General features: G+C 50.2%; 12 protein-coding genes and 4 pseudogenes. 12 read left to right on the top strand and 4 right to left on the bottom strand.

The features are described from left to right. Positions 1-90: 90 nt before the first annotated feature. The gene (locus tag ACOTSW_RS16720) at positions 91-2,955 is read right to left on the bottom strand and encodes a TIR domain-containing protein (protein WP_423680199.1); all 2,865 of its coding nucleotides are present in this window, start codon (positions 2,953-2,955) and stop codon (positions 91-93) included. Positions 2,956-3,963: 1,008 nt separating this feature from the next. Between ACOTSW_RS16720 and ACOTSW_RS16725 the strand changes: the two genes are divergently transcribed. The 5 genes from ACOTSW_RS16725 to ACOTSW_RS16745 all read left to right on the top strand — a co-directional run bounded on the left by ACOTSW_RS16725 (position 3,964) and on the right by ACOTSW_RS16745 (position 7,752). Continuing rightward, complete coding sequence (locus ACOTSW_RS16725) at positions 3,964-5,073, top strand: RNA-guided endonuclease InsQ/TnpB family protein (RefSeq protein WP_423680200.1); 1,110 nt, start codon at positions 3,964-3,966, stop codon at positions 5,071-5,073. Between the two features lie 390 nt (positions 5,074-5,463). Beyond that, the gene (gene ltrA / locus ACOTSW_RS16730) at positions 5,464-6,834 is read left to right on the top strand and encodes a group II intron reverse transcriptase/maturase (protein WP_423680201.1); all 1,371 of its coding nucleotides are present in this window, start codon (positions 5,464-5,466) and stop codon (positions 6,832-6,834) included. 99 nt (positions 6,835-6,933) lie between these two features. Next, entirely contained in the window at positions 6,934-7,134 is a 201-nt protein-coding gene (locus ACOTSW_RS16735) for a hypothetical protein (protein WP_423680203.1), read from the top strand. Positions 7,135-7,295: 161 nt separating this feature from the next. Beyond that, positions 7,296-7,568 (top strand): winged helix-turn-helix domain-containing protein, encoded by a 273-nt coding sequence (locus tag ACOTSW_RS16740; RefSeq protein ID WP_423680204.1) that lies wholly within the window; start codon positions 7,296-7,298, stop codon positions 7,566-7,568. Between the two features lie 49 nt (positions 7,569-7,617). After that, the gene (locus ACOTSW_RS16745; protein WP_423680205.1) at positions 7,618-7,752 is read left to right on the top strand and encodes a DUF3717 domain-containing protein; all 135 of its coding nucleotides are present in this window, start codon (positions 7,618-7,620) and stop codon (positions 7,750-7,752) included. Positions 7,753-8,198: 446 nt separating this feature from the next. On the opposite strand, the gene ACOTSW_RS16750 is transcribed toward ACOTSW_RS16745, so the two are convergent. After that, positions 8,199-8,336 carry a hypothetical protein gene (locus ACOTSW_RS16750; RefSeq protein ID WP_423680206.1) on the bottom strand — a complete coding sequence of 46 codons (138 nt, stop codon included), beginning with the start codon at positions 8,334-8,336 and terminating at the stop codon, positions 8,199-8,201. Positions 8,337-8,836: 500 nt separating this feature from the next. Between ACOTSW_RS16750 and ACOTSW_RS16755 the strand changes: the two genes are divergently transcribed. The 3 genes and pseudogenes from ACOTSW_RS16755 to ACOTSW_RS16765 form a co-directional block, all read left to right on the top strand. Further along, positions 8,837-10,798, top strand: coding sequence for a hypothetical protein (locus ACOTSW_RS16755; protein WP_423680207.1), 1,962 nt, complete (start codon positions 8,837-8,839; stop codon positions 10,796-10,798). 63 nt (positions 10,799-10,861) lie between these two features. Next, entirely contained in the window at positions 10,862-11,281 is a 420-nt protein-coding gene (locus ACOTSW_RS16760) for a hypothetical protein (protein WP_423680208.1), read from the top strand. A 411-nt stretch (positions 11,282-11,692) separates the two neighbouring features. After that, positions 11,693-12,163: pseudogene (locus ACOTSW_RS16765) on the top strand (IS3 family transposase); the annotation flags it as partial. Positions 12,164-12,349: 186 nt separating this feature from the next. On the opposite strand, the pseudogene ACOTSW_RS16770 reads toward ACOTSW_RS16765, so the two are convergent. Continuing rightward, a pseudogene (locus tag ACOTSW_RS16770) lies at positions 12,350-13,261 on the bottom strand (IS3 family transposase); the annotation flags it as partial. Positions 13,262-13,329: 68 nt separating this feature from the next. Here ACOTSW_RS16770 and ACOTSW_RS16775 point away from each other — a divergent pair. Further along, positions 13,330-14,490 (top strand): IS30 family transposase, encoded by a 1,161-nt coding sequence (locus ACOTSW_RS16775; RefSeq protein ID WP_423680210.1) that lies wholly within the window; start codon positions 13,330-13,332, stop codon positions 14,488-14,490. Between the two features lie 9 nt (positions 14,491-14,499). Here the strand turns inward: ACOTSW_RS16775 and ACOTSW_RS16780 are convergent. Next, positions 14,500-14,763 (bottom strand): annotated as a pseudogene (locus ACOTSW_RS16780) (transposase); the annotation flags it as partial. A 616-nt stretch (positions 14,764-15,379) separates the two neighbouring features. Here ACOTSW_RS16780 and ACOTSW_RS16785 point away from each other — a divergent pair. The 3 genes and pseudogenes from ACOTSW_RS16785 to ACOTSW_RS16795 all read left to right on the top strand — a co-directional run. Beyond that, the gene (locus ACOTSW_RS16785; RefSeq protein WP_371295095.1) at positions 15,380-16,609 is read left to right on the top strand and encodes a sterol desaturase family protein; all 1,230 of its coding nucleotides are present in this window, start codon (positions 15,380-15,382) and stop codon (positions 16,607-16,609) included. Beyond that, positions 16,606-17,205, top strand: a complete 600-nt coding sequence (locus ACOTSW_RS16790; protein WP_423680211.1) for a hypothetical protein — start codon at positions 16,606-16,608, stop codon at positions 17,203-17,205. The genes ACOTSW_RS16785 and ACOTSW_RS16790 overlap by 4 nt, the downstream gene beginning before the upstream one ends. Before the next feature lie 108 nt (positions 17,206-17,313). After that, positions 17,314-17,850, top strand: a pseudogene (locus ACOTSW_RS16795) (transposase zinc-binding domain-containing protein); the annotation flags it as partial. Positions 17,851-17,864: the final 14 nt, after the last annotated feature.

The following is a 17,864-nucleotide window of genomic DNA, read 5'->3' on the forward strand; positions in this document are numbered from 1 at the left end:
TAGACCGTGGACATTTACACAAATTTATTTACAGGCTCGAAAGTGTCGTCGCCATGGCCTGTGCTTTTTTATGGCTGCCTATGTGAAACGTCAACAGACCCTAGTGTCAAGAATGTACTCATATTTTGATCGGGCAGCTTTGAAGTCTCCGAGAGCTTCATCAATTCCCGCAAGCGCACCTATTGCTTCCAGTGTTTTAGGATCATGAGCACCAAGTGTTGATTTACTGTTAGCTAGGATATATTCGTATCTTGTACGGGCGGACGCATAATCTTGCAGTGCTTCGTCTAATTCAGCAAGTTGGTACAAAGTCTTAATTTCATTATCTGCATCCTGATTGTACGGACTTGTATAGATATTCAGGAGTTGCTCATATAATTTTTTTGCATTTATATAATTTTTCTCTCTGAACAGCATGCGCGCCATCAATGTAAGGCAAGCAGTGCACTGTGATTTACTGGCATCTGATTTTCCGGCGACTTCTAAGAGCAGTTCATAAGCAGCTTTTGCTTCCTCGAACAGAAATAATTTTTCTAGTGAAAGTCCAATTGCAGATATCATTTTATCTACATCGCGCATTCCACGTCGTTCTATAAGTTGCTCAATTTTAAGTTTGAACTGAACTTCTCCCTGCAATTCTCTTTCCTTATTTTTACCGTTCAAAGCACATAAGAACTGTGAGCTTATTGTGTCAGCATGATCGCATCCCAGATATTTTTCCCGTAAGCGATAAACCATTTCATGCATTCTGCCCGCTACCTGGGACAGATTTAATCTGTCTGTTTTGATTGCCAGTTTAAATAATTCAGAAAGAGACCCCTTTGGATACTCTTGAATTGTGTCCTTAATGTGCGGAATAGTAGAGGTAACAAATGTCGAAAAGCCATATACGTACAGTTCGTTCAGAGTTATCTCGTCTTGCGTACTATTGCATGAAAAATCAAGATCATCAGGCTCTTTGCCCAGATCATTTATGAGGGTGATCAAACCATTCGTAGCTTCTTTGAACGATTGATAGGCTGACCCTGCAAGCTCGGGAGGTATCGATGCAGCACTGAAACATATTGTCAGAACACCCTCGTATAGTTTTTGTGCGACGTCATTTCTTTTTTTCTGCCGCTCAATATGCGCGAGTGAATTCATGAGTCTGCAAATATCGACGTGTTCATCCGTAAATGCATATGGCAATGTTCTGTCGGGAATTTGCTCATATAACCAGTTGGTGAGTCGCTGATTACCGTCATCAAAATTGATGCAAAATGCACTGATTGTTTCATATAGCCAGTCAGTAATACTTTTATGACTGAATTCGATGACATGATTCCAGACAACAAGTCCACTCAGTGCTGTACGAACGGTTGTCGCATTCTGTCCACGCCAGTCGCAAATATTTCGGGCAATATGTACGGGCAATGGCATCGGGCTTGCGCATAAAATTTCCAGGAACGGATATACAAGCTCCTTCCAGACCGGATTTTCGTTTGGTTTGTGGCCAAATGCCCGTTCAAACCAGTTCTGGTAAAAACCGCCCAGGCCGGGTGGCAACTTGGGTAAATCGGCAATATCCATACGCCCTTCTTCAACAGCGCGTCGTGCCATGACAAGGTACAGGATTTGTCCTGATGCACAGTCGAACAAGTGCTGCTGAGTATTTGATGTTAATGCCGGATTCTCCAGGGCCCAGGTTGACAAAAATTCCCGAAGATCATTCAGGTTATTTTCTGCGGCAATATTGAGATCAAAACTGGGGAATTCGTCGAGATAGGCGCTGACAGAAGGTCGTCCCGTTACGACGACTCCTAGCCATGTGGGTAAATATGATAATTGCTTGCCAAGCAGCTGTGTAAGGCTGATATCCCCTTCGTCAAGACCGTCGATGACGATCAATAGACGATCATCAGACTGGCCTCCGTCTATTTGTGATCGCAATGGATCAACGATCAAATGCGTCATTAAATAGTCAGCAGACAGCTCATGCAGCGGGCGATCGAGAAGGTCTAATTGTGCTCTTAGTAAAGTGCGATATGCCGGCAGTCTGGCAGCCAGCATAAATGCCAGATTCCGGACAAAGGCATGTGGGGAGCCCGTTTCCGGCTGAGATTGTTCGCAAAAGTGATATGCAACGACACGAAGCTTTGCGAAGTGGGCCAAATGAGCCGCAATGGCACTTTTTCCTGTGCCCGGAAGTCCGATTAGTTTGAATACCCGTTGTGATGGCTCGGTTAGTCTCCATTTTTCAATGGCATCAAATATCCATTGTCGACCAATAAGCCCATTTTCAATGAGTCGCCCGATTTTTGCTACACTTGTCGACGGATTCAAGCGTTTTGCAAGGAATTCGAGATCACCAGCAAAGCTTGCATTGTTCGCCAATATGTCCAAAATCTGACGGACTTTATTGTCGAGCCAGGGTTCGCCGTCATTAATTGCAGTAATTGATTCCCATCCAACCATATTCAGATATTGAATGTGACTCACGCTTGCCGGAATATTTTCTGCTGTACATTCGTCCGTCAGAACAGTCGCTATTGCCCCATGCTTATGGGCCATAGCGATACCGATCTCATCCAGACAGACACCAGGATCGCGAATTGACCGTGGACTCAAAAAAGATAAAACACGGTCTGAGTTTAGGATCCCTTGGGTTATTCCTTGTCGCCAATTATTTCCGGGATGTAATTGCTGTTCGTCAATCCAGGTTTTATGCCCGGCTTGCTCTAATTTAGCTTTAATTTTGCGTACAAGAAATGCACTGCGGTCGTTATTCCCATCGACAGTATGGGCATATGAAAGAAAAATAGTCTGCGGGATAAAGTCGGTTTTGGGCGGAGGGCCATCAAACACTTCACAACAGTCTATGTTTTCACAACGCCAGCGTTTGCGTGCTGAAATGTATGTGTGTTTTGTTCCATTACACAAAGGGCAGTGGATTTCACTAATACGCGTATCGGTCATACAATTTCTCTGTAGGTTTTTTCAAAATATCACCTGCAACCACCAATTGATGTCCATTATCATTCTTAATGAATCATCGCCAGGCAATCCTTCTATAACCCCTGATTATTCTCGGGGTTATGGAGGCAGGTTCAGTTAACTAAGCAGCAGATACTTGTATCGGTAGCTTGACGTAAGTGCCTGACTGATTATCACTGGTCGGCGAAACGGGGGCATACAGTCGATCGAATGTTGATCCGGCAACCGGCCATAAGTCATTGTTTGTGCCGGAAAGGATGGCGTCGCCAGCCACGAAGTGCGCGCTACTTTCGAGTGTACAGACTGTTCGCCAGAACATGGACAATGTACCTGAACAGGAACAGTGATCTTGATGTATCTACGGGGCATGACGTTCCAATGCTGGTTGAAACTTTATTAGAAATTTAATGAAAATTCGGTTGTCGAATTACTATATTTTAGCTGTTTGCAGCGGTTTAATGTACCCGGACACTGATTTTAGCGAGATCACTCACCATGATGAGGTGTTTGATGAGCACGCAAAGTCGTACATTTTTTACTGAGTTTTAACTCAAGGGTACAGCCACATGGCGGCAGGCCGGTCAGTCGCTTTGGGGGGGGGCTCAGCGGCGTGAGCTGAACTGGTTGTACAAGCTTTGGAAATAGCCCATGAGGAGAGAGGTCGGTTGCAGGCGTTGTTGTTTCATTTGGACTAGAGAACCCAGTATGGCTGTCGGAAATTCGGTCAACGCCTTTGGTGCTGTGTATTAATATTAAAGCAACTAAGACATTTTGTCTAATTGTCTGAAATCCGCGTTGGAGTAACATGCAACGATCTGCAAATTAGAAAATATCTCAAAATGAACTGGGTCCCCATTTCCTTCGTTTTATCAAGTCAGCCGTAAAACCTCGTCTCTTCAGGGCGAGGATGTAAGGCGGGAGGCGTAAGCCTCCTTGCTTTTCTTCTTGACACTGATACACTGAACATTCATTCAGTAGTTATTATTTTCCATGCCAAGAGATTCGCTCATTCCTGCACCTAAACCAGTCACCAACACCCGCGTGTTGCGTCTGCGATTAAAAGACAAGCATGCCGCTGTCTTGCGTGACCGGGCAATGTGGGTTAATCAGGTCTGGAACTACTGTAACAATCTCCAGCAACAGGTATGGACGCGTGAACATCGCTTCATGTCAGGTTACGACTTTGCTGCCTATACCAAAGGCGCTGGCAAGGAAGGCATTCCCCTTCATTCGCAGACCATTCAGGGTATCGCCGAAGAATATGCCACCCGCCGCAAACAATTCAAAAAAGTGAAACTTCGTTGGCGTGTTTCCAAAGGATCAAAGCGTTCACTCGGCTGGATACCGTTCAAAGCATCCGCCCTGCAATACCGCAATGGACAGCTCTGGATGTCAGGTATCGATCAGCCCTTGTGTCTGTGGGATAGCTATGGCCTGGCCAACTACGATCTAGGTGCCGGGTCCATTTCCGAAGACGCTCGTGGCCGCTGGTATATCAATATCACCGTGAAGGTGGTCAAGCAGCCGCCCACTGAAGGCAAGGCGGACTTGGGCATCGATCTGGGTTTAAAGACTTTGGCGGGGTTCTCTGATCCTGCCTTGCGCAATGTGGAAGCGCAGGACTTCTATCGCGGTGCCGAGCTTAAGTTGGCCATGGCGCAGCGTGCAAACAAAAAACGCTTAGTCAAATCAATCCATGCGCAAATAGCCAACCGGCGCAAGGATCATCATCACAAACTGAGCACTGCACTGGTCAAACGGTACGGTGCGATTTTCGTTGGCAACGTGAACGCGTCTGCTCTGGTCAAAACACGGATGGCAAAATCCGTTCTTGATGCCGGGTGGTCGATGTTCCGAACCATGCTCTCTTACAAATGCGATGACGCAGGTAGTTGGTTCGATGAGGTCAATGAAAGTTTTTCTACCCAAGACTGTTCTGTGTGCCTGGCACGCAGCGGACCGAAAGGGATGAAGGATCTTGGAATAAGGGAGTGGACTTGTCCGCATTGCGGTACGATACATGATCGTGATCGCAATTCTGCCAGTAACATTCTCCGTCGCGGACGTGCGACGCTAGTGGTAGGAATCCCCGTCCTTTAGGGCGGGGAGGACGTGTGCGCCCAGCATGGGCGCGATCTTGGAGGTGAAAGTCCTCCCGCGAGCTGACCACAGTGAGTGAAAGGAAATGCAACTGCGTGAGGGTGACCGAGCGTGGGAAGGAAGCATGGAATGAAACCGTGAGCCGATGAACAAAAACTGGATATGAGGCACGATGGAACAAAGCGAGCAGGCACTTCACTGCGAAGCTTTTGTGGTCAAGGTGAAATTGTGTAGATTCAGCGGTTGTGCGGGGAAGGATCGCGTTCTTACCTGGGGAGGTCTCGCTTTACGCCTGAAAGGGCGACGACGTAAGCCGGAGTGAGAAGTCAGCAGAGGCCGTAGTAGCTGGGCAACCAGTCAAGGGCCGAACGAGAAGGAGAGCTGGAAGTTATGACACTTGGTGGTGCATCGCATCAGAAATCTGGGAAACCAGAGCGTGACGCAGTTGGCGCGGGTGAAGCTCGCGCTGAAGCGGCACGTGATGAAGCACGTCCGGCGTGTCAACAACAAGAAGGCTTAGGGCGAGACGATCTGCTAACGCAGGTCTTATCGCGTGAGAATATGGCGGCGGCGTGGAAACGCGTCAAAGCCAACAAGGGTAGCGCAGGTGTCGATGGATTGACGATTGACGAGGCTCCGGAATTCCTTAAAACCCACTGGCCGCGCATACGGTCGGAACTTCTGAACGGAGCTTATCGGCCTCAAGCCGTACGCCGGGTAGAAATTCCAAAACCGAATGGCGGTATGCGGGAACTGGGTATCCCAACGGTTCTGGATCGGCTGATTCAACAAGCCCTGCTACAAGTTCTGCAGCCGATGATTGATCCGACTTTCTCGGAATTCAGCTACGGCTTTCGCCCTGGTCGGAGTGCACATGACGCGGTGCTTCAAGCACAACGCTATGCGCAAGAAGGCTTCCGGGTGGTGGTCGATGTGGATTTGGAGAAATTCTTTGATAGGGTCAATCACGACATCCTTATGGACAGGCTTGCCAAGCGTATCACCGACAAGGCCGTTCTGCGGCTGATCCGGAGTTACTTGCAGGCAGGGATCATGGCGGATGGCGTGGTTATGGATAGGATGGAAGGAACGCCGCAAGGCGGTCCTCTCTCTCCACTCCTGGCCAACGTCCTGTTGGATGAAGTAGACCAAGACTTGCAAAGGCGTGGGCATCGCTTTGCACGCTACGCTGATGACTGCAACGTTTACGTTCGCAGTCAGAAGGCTGGCGAGCGGGTATTACTCTCGCTGAGAAAGCTTTACGACAAGCTCCATCTGAAGGTGAACGAGAAGAAAACCGAAGTGGGACCAGTCTTTGGTCGTAAGTTCCTTGGCTATTGCCTACGGCGGTGGTCAAAGGACACGGTGAAGATTGCTGTCGCACCAAAGGCGCTCGATACGTTCAAGCAACGCATTAGACTCATCACGAGACGGGTTGGTGGCAAAGGCATGGAACAAATCGCCGAACAGATGCGGGCCTATTTGCCCGGTTGGAAGTCCTACTTCCGGCTGGCACAGACCCCGCAGACATTCAAAGACTTGGACTCATGGACGCGTCATCGCCTGCGGGCTATACAGCTCAAGCACTGGCGACGTGGTACGACGACTTATAGTCGTCTGCGGGCAATCGGTGCGTCCCATGATTTGGCGGTGCTAGTTGCTGGCGGTGGAGGTAAGTGGTGGAGCCACAGCGGTTCAGGACTAAACCTTGTACTTACCGTCCAATACTTCGACAACCTTGGGATACCCAGACTCACATGACCTCAACTTCTCGAACCGCCTGGTGCGGACCCGCATGCCAGGTGGTGTGGCAGGGGCGCGGCTAACGCCGCCCCCTATGCCGATCAATTACCTGGCTTCATGCCCGCATTTTCAGATGTGAAGATTCAACACATCGATCATGCAACCGGTTTGCTTAGCCTGAACATGACGCGAAAGGCTCGTTTAAAAGTGGAAAAATTGACGTTGCCGGCAATTCATTTTGCCACATACGCCAACTTAGCTTCTGACGCCATCGCTCCACAGCAAAGTCAGGAACTTGCTTTTTCAATGCAGTGCTGATGTGAAAGGTGAGGGAGATCAGGGACTTTATTAAAGCCCCTGAATTCTCTCCCAATCTGTACGCATTAGTTACGGAAACTTGCCCTGGGATACGCTCATTCTTAAAAGCACAGATTTTAAGGTGAGCCTTTACGGGGATTCACTTTTTAACTCAAAACCTCATGCCCACAACTATCTCAAATCAACAAACAAAGCGTACTTTGGCCAACATTATGTTGTATGTGTTGGAAGCAATTCACGAATCTGGTTTGACTGGCGCGCCTGGAGGCATTATTTATGCCGCTTTAATGCAACAGGGTGCCACCCTGGATCAATTCAATACCTTGATGGGTTGCCTCGTCAAGGCCGGCAACGTTACGCATGAAGACCAGGTGTATCGAATCACAAAAAAAGGAGAGGGCGCAATGATGTCCCTCGATGCAGCGTGTAGCTAAATTAAAGAACTTTATTTAGCCTTCAACTTTAGAAAAATTGGAGTTAATTATGGTAGCTGTAGTCACCATCGTTCAGTTGGAAACATCAATCAACGATTGGCGTAATAGAAAGCCTGCTAAATCAGGGGTGCTCTGTCGCGAAGCAAGCGTTTTAGCCGAACTCTATGGCGAAATGATTTTGTAAACCTCCCCCAATCAGTGCCAGGTATTACTAGAGTTTTGAGGTTGATGAAATAATCGGTATTCAACAGGTGTCATCCCGTTGAGCGAATCATGTGGACATTGCTCGCAACGGATAATGCAGTCGTTTAAGAACCTTGCAGAGGGTACTTTTGATGAGGCTTTTGCGAAAATCGTCCATACCAAACTTTACCAGATCCGCTTATTGCGACACAACCGTCAGATTTGATTTGCTACATCTAAATCCTTAAAATTGCCGCATCAAGAACTATGTCCATGCAGGGAGCGCATGTTCATTTTAAGAAAACTACATTAACCTTGAGTTAGGCCTTGCCAAAATTAAAGATTGCGACTCGAAAATAATCCGGAATTTTTCAGGCTGAAGCGATACCAGGGATGCTTATAGTCGCGTGTGAAATGCACACAAATCGCTGGCCACACCACTGCACTTTAATCGCTCTTTTTATTCCGGATACTTTTTGCATGCGTACTGTAATAGCTGGCATGTAAAGAGAGCAGGGCAGAACCATCATGAATTGCAGTGTCGCTGACTGAACTTCCAACCGTCTGACCAAACAGATTTGCCATTGATTCCAAAATCCGGAAAGCCACCCGATTATTTTCCCTTAAAAGTTGGGATGGGGGGAGCTGAATTCCCGTGGGAGACTGAAAGTATCATCGTTACCAGTTTCTTTTATGCTGTCTCGAGGATGGATACCCGACTCTTAAAATCTATACTGTCGGTATAGCTCTTTAAGTAGCAATCCGGTTTCCGCTTCATACAAAAAGCCAATGATCTTTTCTTATGGGAAACGCTTTTTCATGTCTCGCAATCCTTACAGTATGGGATTAGACTCTAATTCGGCGCGCTCCTCAAATGCGGGGAGACGTCGCTAACCAAATAGCGAAGCGTCTCAGCACATTTCTCCTTCTCCAATAGGCAAAAGAGGCAAAATAAATTCCTAAACATAACGTAACATAAAGCAGCTAGAATTGGATCGCATCAAGTGCTGAGATTTGTGACCACGTACCCATGTCGGAAACGCAGCAACCGCAATGTCTGTATGTTCTAAATCGGAGTAATATTAATGGTTCTTCCACTGATCCCTTTAGCTGCAGGAGCGGTCTCTCTTGCTGCCGGTGCATTAGGGCTTAAGAAAGGTCTTAACGCTAAAAAGATATTCGAGGAGGCTCGTAAGATCGGGGAAAATTCCCAGCGCCAATATAGAAAAAGCATCGAGGAACTTGACGAAAAGCGGAATTCGGTCAACGGCGAGCTTGAGAGTCTGGGCAAATTGAAGAAGAAAGTGTTCACGGAGACACTTGGTTATGTCGTACAGCAAGTGAAAAATGCCCGTTCGTCCGTCGATGGTATTGATGAGGAAATAACCTATATAGAAGTCAAGGAAATCGACATCTTCGATAGGGATTTGACCGAGATTTCCGGCTTGGATATCAGTGCCGGCTCCGCACAAGGCTTGGCTGCAGGTAGCGCAGGTGCTTTCGGCGCCTATGGCGCTGTCGGACTAGTGGCTAGCGCATCTACTGGAACCGCGATCTCTAGCTTGTCCGGTGTAGCAGCGACAAATGCAACTCTGGCTTGGCTAGGTGGAGGAAGCCTCGCCACAGGTGGTTTAGGGATCGCCGGCGGAACATGGGTACTGGGAGGCCTAGTTGCAGGACCAGCTCTTGCTATTGCGGGTTACACACTAGCAAGTAAGGCCGAAGATGCATTAACCAAAGCCGAAGAGTACAAGGCTGAAGTATCGATCGCGATTGCAGAACTTAATACCCCAACTCGACTTCTAGAGGCGATTCAGGCGAATATAGACGATACTCGCTATGTCCTTGAGGAGCTAAACCGGCGCTTTTTTGAAGCTAGGCTTGATTACGAAAAACATTTAAATAGAAGCAAAGGATGGCGTGGCTGGCTAGCAAAAATCCTTGGCAAGTATCAATCTAAACTCAGGCAACAACGGGAGCAGCGACTCGCCACGTTGGTTGCCTTGGGTAAGTCCATCAAGGCCGTGGTCAGCGAGCCTTTGTTGGACAACACCGGCGCGGCGACGCAGGGGTTTGGTTCCCGCATTGCAGGCGCCGTTGCTGTAGAAAGTATTGAAGAAAGTTGGAAATCGTGTGTCAGCTGTAAAAAACACATAAATCCCCTGCTTCGTATCTGTCCTGAGTGCGAGGCACCGCAAGATACACTACCCACGACCGCCAATGAGGATACGTGCTCAGACAAGAATAGTCAGAGTAGAAACGGCCGTATAGCGGCCATATCTATGGCAGTCATTTTAGCCTTGGTTGTATTCGCTGTGTACTGGTACGTTAATGTCCTGCCGAGCAGACAACAGGTCTTGGAGCCTGTGCCTACTTCAGCCCCAGTAGCCCCAGCCGACAATAAAATGGCAGTTGAAGAAAAGCCTGCATTGATCGACACCATTGTGCAATCAAAGACACTCGGCATGACGGTACAATACCTCGAAACGCTTGCTGGACCTGCAAAATATATTGAAGACGGCAACTCATCCAGAACTTACGAAATCGATGGATGTGTAATCAAAGTCATCTTGGGCCGCGACGGGCAACAGCGTATCGAAGCCCTCGCTGTCACAATGAGCTCCACCTGCAAGGCAAAGGCCGGAGGTTTCTTCCCGGACGATACAAAACAAATTCTGTTGTCTGACCTGACGATAAGCAAAATTACAGACTTATTATCGAGCCATCCTGATTTTTCAGCTAATTGCATCATGGACTGCGGAAATGCTTACGATCCATCAGTTTATGCCTCTTGGACGGCTGCTCACCATCTTGACTTCCTTGAAGTCACAGCCGGTATTCTTCTAGTGAGTGATACGTCGATTCAGGCCGCCCAAAAGTGGGCTCAAAGCATGGCAGAAAATGAAGGAGAAGAATGGGTGATAAATAACCGTTTCAATTGTGATCAAGGAAAATATCAAAATAGCGCAATTAACCTGTTTTCCGATATTAAGCCGACATCCATAACGTTCGGAAAATCTGCGACAAAGCCGGAATGTTCAAACTAAGGGCATGCCAGCCGATTGTTTCTATCGCAACCACCTTCGACTATCCATAATAAAAGGACCGCCATGGCCTTTCCAAATTCACTACACAGTCTTGGAAAAATCGCATCCAAACAAGATGCAACAAATTTTGTTCATGCATTTCTTGAGGTCGTGAAGGCGCGTGAGCGCTATTTACAACATAGAGAAACGGAAATCACGAAGCGGACGCATATCCGTGCAAACGCAGAGATTGAAATCACGAATATCCGGGAAAAAGCCCAGCTGTTGCGCGACTACTTTGTAATGACGTTTGCTGAGAGACGAGAAAATTTCGACCGGTGTTTTCAGTTACTCGACGCAGGAATGTCTAGTCAAAATAATCAGCAGATCGATGCCGCCCTTACACTCATCGTAAAAATGATCGACGAATCGCCGCTCAAGCAGGCTAACGAAGTCATGCAGCAATTAAAACATCGTTCACATGATCAAATTATTGATATCTAATGATCATTGGTTTCTGGTGGCCTTTGTAGGTCTTGCGCTTGGCTTATTTCACATGTCCACAAAGATCAGATAGGGAGCACAGGCCTTCCCCCATTAGCACGGACACTTTCGATAAGTATCGATGCCACTGTCAGAGATATTACCTGGCCCGTGGAAGAATGTTATTGTCTGAAGAGTTTAAGGGGGAAGCGGTCAAATTGGTTATCAGGCAGGCGCGCCGAAGGCGGCAATCGCCTACGACTTAGACGTTGTCCCCAATTTGCTAGGACGCTGTTCTAGAAAAGCAAGTAACGAAGCAGTCGTTAGCGATAGCGGCGGCGGAAGGTATCAAATCAAGAATACGAACGCATGCAACATGAATTAGTCTAGGTCAAAACGAAGCGCGACATCTTAAAAAAGGCGCTCGGTTTCTTCGCAACCGATTTCACTTACGTGTGGACTGGCAAAGGCTAATTGTTTGTCGCTGTCGCCTTAGACCTGTATTCGCTCAGAGTTGTAGGATGATCGATTCAACTGACGAAGAAGGCGCAATTGGTGATGGCGCCTTGCTGATGACCGTCTTTCGTCGAGGAAAACCGCGTGCCGTGCTGCATCACTCCAACTAGGGTTCTCAATACACGAGCGAGGACTTCCAGCGTCTACTTGAGTCCCACGGCATCGTCTGCAGCATGAGCCGCTGCGGAAACTGTTGGGATAACGCTGCAATGGAAAGCTTCTTCTCGACACTCAAGACTGAACGCCTGAGCAAAAGCACTACCGGACAAGAGATGATTTACGTGCTGATGCGTTTGATTACATAAAAGGTTTTACAATCCACATCGGAGGTGTTCCGCCATCGGCGAACTTAGCCCAGTACAGTTTGAAAATTTAAAATGCGCCTAATGGAAGTCCGTTCATGCTGGGAGTGGGGCAAGGATTGGTTGCATAGCGGGTTTAGTGGCCAAGTAAAAATGTTGCCACATCCAATAAAAGTCAATGCCGTTGTCAAATAAAATGGTATTTTATTACGACGCGTTTTGTCGCTTACATTGAGGTTCCCTCGATATTTCGTCTGCCATCAGATGAACTTCATGCTGTCAGCGTCTTCTGATTTTGCTCAGTTCTCCAGCGATTGAGATACTCAATGGGAGACTGGTAACCCAGTGTTGAATGCTGACGGGTTCGATTATAAAAGACTTCAATGTATTCGAAACTGGCAGCCCTCATTTCAGCATGGGTTGCATAACGCAGACCGTGGTAACGTTCGTTCTTGAAACTGTTAAACCAGCTCTCCGTTGGCGCGTTGTCCCAGCAATTTCCTTTGCGACTCATCGAACATATCATGCCGAATTCCTTGAGCTTGCCCTGAAAGGCATGGCTGGCATATTGGCTACCCCGGTCCGAGTGATGCAGCACGCCGGTTGCCGGCCGACGGCGAAACCAGGCCATGGTCAATGCATCCGTTACGATATCGCTGGTCATACGCGGCTTGAGCGACCAGCCTATGACTTCCCGATTGAACAAATCCAGCACAATCGCCAGATACAGCCAGCCTTCGTCGGTCCACAAATAGGTGATGTCCGAGGTCCAGACTTGATTGGGTACGGCTGGCGTAAAATTTCTATCCAGCAGATTGTCCGCAACCGGCAGGCTATGCTTGGAGTCGGTCGTGACCTTGTAGCGCCGCTTATGTCGGGCACGCAGACCATGCTCACGCATCAGTCGTTCAATCCGTTCTTTGCCTGCCGTAAAACCGCGCCGCCGCAATTCACGCACCATGCGTGGGCTGCCATAAGCCCCTTTGAGTTCGGCATGAATGGCGCGAATAATGGCCAGCGTTTGGGCGTCCGTGAGCCGTTTGCGAGCAGGTGTGCCGCCGCGCTTCCAGGCACGATAGCCACTGAGGCTGACGTCCAGCACGGCACACATTTCGGTCAGCGGATAAGTTTTGCGGTTGACGTCTATCCAGGCGTACTTCACAGAATATCCTTGGCAAAGTACGCTGCGGTGGGTTCAACCGGTCAAAGCAACACCTTCTGGTTTAATATAGATTTTGAAGGGAGATTGTTATGGTACAAATGGGACGCCCAGGTTTGTCAACTGCTCAAAAGGCGGATTTGTGGAATAGATGGAAGAATGGACAGTCATTAAGTGACATAGGGCGAGCCCTCGGTAAACATGCTGGATCTATTCACGGTGTTGTGTCGTCCAATGGCGGAATCGTTCCTGCTGCGCGCCATCGTTCCCGTTTGACGCTAACGCTTATTGAGCGAGAGGAGATTTCCCGAGGAATAGCAGCGGGACATTCAGCAAGACAAATAGCAGTTATGATTTGCAGATCACCTTCAACAGTCAGTCGTGAAATTGAGCGCCATGGCGGAAGAGTCAGTTATCGAGCTTCTGAGGCCGATGCGATGGCCTGGAAATACGCTACACGTCCCAAACAATGTAAGCTAGCCACAAACCTCAAAATGCAAAGGATTGTCGCAAGCAAACTACAGATGGATTGGTCGCCAGAGCAGGTAGCCGGGTGGCTGAAACTTGAATTTTCAAACGACCCCAATATGCATGTTTCGCACGAAACCATCTACCGCAGCTTGTTCATACAAGCTAGGGGCGTTCTCAAGAAGGAGTTGGTAGGGCATTTACGTTCTGGACGAATGATGCGGCGGTCAAAAAATGCTAGCACTGAAGGGCAGCCACGTGGCCGTATAGTTGATGGTATTTCCATCAGCGAGCGACCAGCAGAAATTGAAGATCGCGCGATTCCAGGGCACTGGGAAGGCGACCTGATCACTGGCTCAAATAATTCGCACATAGCTACGCTGGTAGAGCGACATTCACGGTTCACAATGCTAGTAAAAGTCCAGGGTAAAGACACTGTAAGCGTTGTCTCTGCACTAAGTAAACAGGTCCGCAAATTACCCTTGGAACTGCGTCGCTCCCTGACATGGGATCGCGGGATGGAACTGGCGCAGCACAAAAAGCTTACCGTCGCGACCAATGTTCAAGTTTACTTCTGTGATCCAAAAAGTCCTTGGCAGCGAGGCACAAACGAAAATACAAACCGCTTACTACGTCAATACTTCCCGAAAGGGACAGATCTGTCTGGATATTCACAGACTGACTTGAACAAGATTGCGCTTAAGCTAAATCAGCGACCAAGAAAAACCTTGGGATTTGAAACGCCAGCTAGTAAACTTAATTCCAGTGTTGCTTTGACCGGTTGAACCCACCGCCGCCTTTTTTATAATTTCGTTCTCCCGCTTTAGCCGGGCATTCTCTGCTCGCAGTCGCGAGAGCTCCATGGCCTCTGGTGTCACCACTTTGTTACCAGCACCCTTTAGCTTACCTTCCGCTTGTGCTTTGACCCAGTTACGTAGCGTTTGGTCGCCAAGCCCCAGTTCTTTAACAACAACCGAGACTGCCTCCCCATCTTTGACGCGCTGAACAGCCAACTCTTTGAATTCGGTCGTATAGGCCTGTTTAGGTATTTTTTTCATTTCCAGTCTTTCCATAGTAACGGTAATTTTACGTCACCTATGGCAGACTAAATTTCAGGGAAAGCTCAATCATTGATTTTCATAAACATGCAATTCAGCTTTATTCTAATATCGGCAACAAAAGTCCTGCGCAATATCCTCGGATCCGATTAGCCACCTTTAGCCGGCGAATTTAGTAGTTACCGCAATCTCTTGAAGCCTGAGATGCTGTCGTTGATATTACATACCTGAGACGCGGCTAAACATTTCAGCCGAACATCATGTCATTGCTTGATGAAATTCCGATTCGTCTTGTCGTTGAGCCTTGCATGGAAGCGGCGTGGCCGGTTGTGTCGCAATAAGCGGATCTGGTAAAGTTTGGTATGGACGATTTTCGCAAAAGCCTCATCAAAAGTACCCTCTGCAAGGTTCTTAAACGACTGCATTATCCGTTGGCCTCCAAAGGTCAGCCTTTGTCCAAAGCTGAACAGTTTTATAGTTTAGCTTTTTAATTTTCCGGACTCTCGCCACATTTTTTGTCCGTTCTACCTTATTGCGACACAACCGGCTGCAGTGTATACTTTCAACGATGACGGGGCCCGATACAGAGGCGCCGCATTACGAGAGAGACAAAACCATGAATCCCATTGTGTATGCAATACCCGTATTCATGCTCACCATCCTGCTGGAGGCCTGGGTGGCCCGGCGGCGTGGTGTGGCGGTGTACGACATTCCCGACGCCATCACCAGCCTGCACCATGGCCTGTTGAGCCAGGTGACCAACGCCTTCACCAAGATCGCCACGCTGGGCATCTACATCGCGGTGTATGAGGCCTACCGCTTTACCGAATGGTCCATGAGCAGTATTCCGCTGTGGATTCTGGCCCTGGTGCTGTACGACCTGTGTTACTACTGGGCGCACCGCATGGGCCACGAGGTCAATGTCATGTGGGCCTCGCATGTGGTGCACCACTCCTCGGAGTACTACAACCTGTCTACCGCACTGCGGCAGACCTCTACCGGCGCGTTATTCGGCTGGGTGTTCTACCTGCCCTTGGCGGTGCTCGGTATCCCGTGGCAGATGCTGGTGATCGTGGGCCTGATCGACCTGCTGTACCAGTACTGGGTGCACACCGAGCTGATTGGCCGACTGGGCATACTGGATCGCATTCTGGTGACGCCCAGCAACCACCGTGTGCACCACGGCCAGAACGACTACTGCATCGACAAGAACTACGGCGGCATCCTGGTCTTGTGGGACCGCCTGTTCGGCACCTTTGCCGACGAGCGCGATGACGAGAAAATTTGCTACGGCATCCGCAAGCCGCTGCACAGCTTCAGCCCGATCAAGGGCAACCTGCACTACTACGCCGACCTGTGGCAGATGTCCCGTGCGGCAAAGGGCTGGCGCGCCAAGCTGGGTGTCTGGGTGGCGCCACCGGGCGGCTGGACCGACGAACCCATCGAACATTTCGAGCCCCGCACCTTTACCCGCTTTGATGTGCAAACCCCCGCGCCGCTGCGTTGGTACGTGGCGCTGCAGTGCGCGGTGCTGGTGCCTTTTGTTTCGCATTTCATCGGTGTGGCCAAGGGTCTGGACAGAGGCACGGCCGCGGTGTACGCGCTGGGCATTCTGGTCACGGCGGTGGCGCTGGGGGCGCTGCTTGAGCGTTTTGTCTGGGGCAAGTGGCTGGAGCAGGTGCGTCTGCTGGCGCTGGGTGTGTCGTTCGCCGCCGTGCCGCAGTGGTTTGGCTTTGAGGCGCCGCTGCTGCTCAAGGGTGCATTGCTGGTGTTGTGTGTGGGCAGTGTGGTCTGGCTGAATCGCCAGTCCGTCGCCCCTGCCAACGCGGTGGGAGTGGCAGCATGAACCCGGACGCCTTGTCGGATCTGGTGCTGCTGCTGGTGTGTGCTGCCATCCTGTGGTTTCATCTGCGCCAGCGGCCTGCTGTGGCAGTGGCTGCCGGCCTGATCGGTTTGGCGGCCTGCCTGGGTGTGCTGCGGTATTCGGGCTGGGCCGAGATGCTGGGGCCACACCGTTTCACCAGCCTGCTGGCCGCCTGTGCTGCGTTTCCGTTGCTTGCATCAGGCCTGCGCTGGCCGGATGCGCCGCTGGCCACACGTGGCGCGGCGGTCGGGCGTTTTGTGCTGGTCGTGGGGGGCGTCGGCATCGTGCTGACGCTGGCCGGTCTGGCGCTCTGGTCGCAGGTGGTGCCGGGCGTGTGTGCGCTGGTGATTGCCTGGACGGCGGTGCAGCAGCGCAATACCTGGGGCTTGGCGGGCACGCTGGCTTTGCTGGGCAGCTTTGTGGTGGCGGCTACTGGCAAGGCCGACAGCAACTACCTGGGCTTGTTCAACACCGTGCAATTGATGCACTACACCCTGGCGCTGGCCTTGGCGCTGCTCGGCATGGCGGCGGAAGTGGCGCATGGCAGCTGCACGGATGTGCCGCCTGCGCGCAAGTAAGTCCGCAGCCAAGCTACCCTGACAAGGCCCGAACTGGCGACGGTTCGGGCCTTGTGCTTTGCGTACCCAAACAATCGCCGCAGAATACTGTGCATTTGTACAGTATTCATGTCAGCCACTTCCAAGCCCAAGCTCTACAACCCACGCCACCCCGAACGCACGCTGCTCTACCAAATGGTAGCCGAGCACTACGAGACCTGGCTAGAGTTGGCCAGCGCGGGTCAGTTCGACGGCCAGGGCGACCACCACACCCCCAAGCCCTTCGTGCGCAAAGCGTTTGCCAAGTATCTTGAGTGCGGCATCTTTGCCCATGGCTTTGCCCGCGCTCGCTGCGGCGACTGTGGGCACGACTACTTTGTAGCCTTCTCCTGCAAAGGCCGGGGAGTCTGCCCCTCGTGCACCACGCGGCGGATGGTGGAGACGGCGGCACACCTGAGCGACCACGTTTTCCCCCGCCTGCCGGTGCGCCAGTGGGTGCTCTCCGTGCCCAAGAGGTTGCGGTACTTCATGCAACGCGACGGAGCGGTGCTGAGCATGGTGCTGCGCATCTTTCTGCGGGTGATCGCACAAACTCTGCAGACCCACAGCCCCGGTGCGGCCCATATGGACAAGGCAGGCCTGCACATCGGTGCCATCGCCTTCATTGGGGTCTCCTCGTT

It is taken from the genome of Undibacterium sp. WLHG33 (assembly GCF_049544815.1).
Classification (GTDB): domain Bacteria; phylum Pseudomonadota; class Gammaproteobacteria; order Burkholderiales; family Burkholderiaceae_D; genus Undibacterium.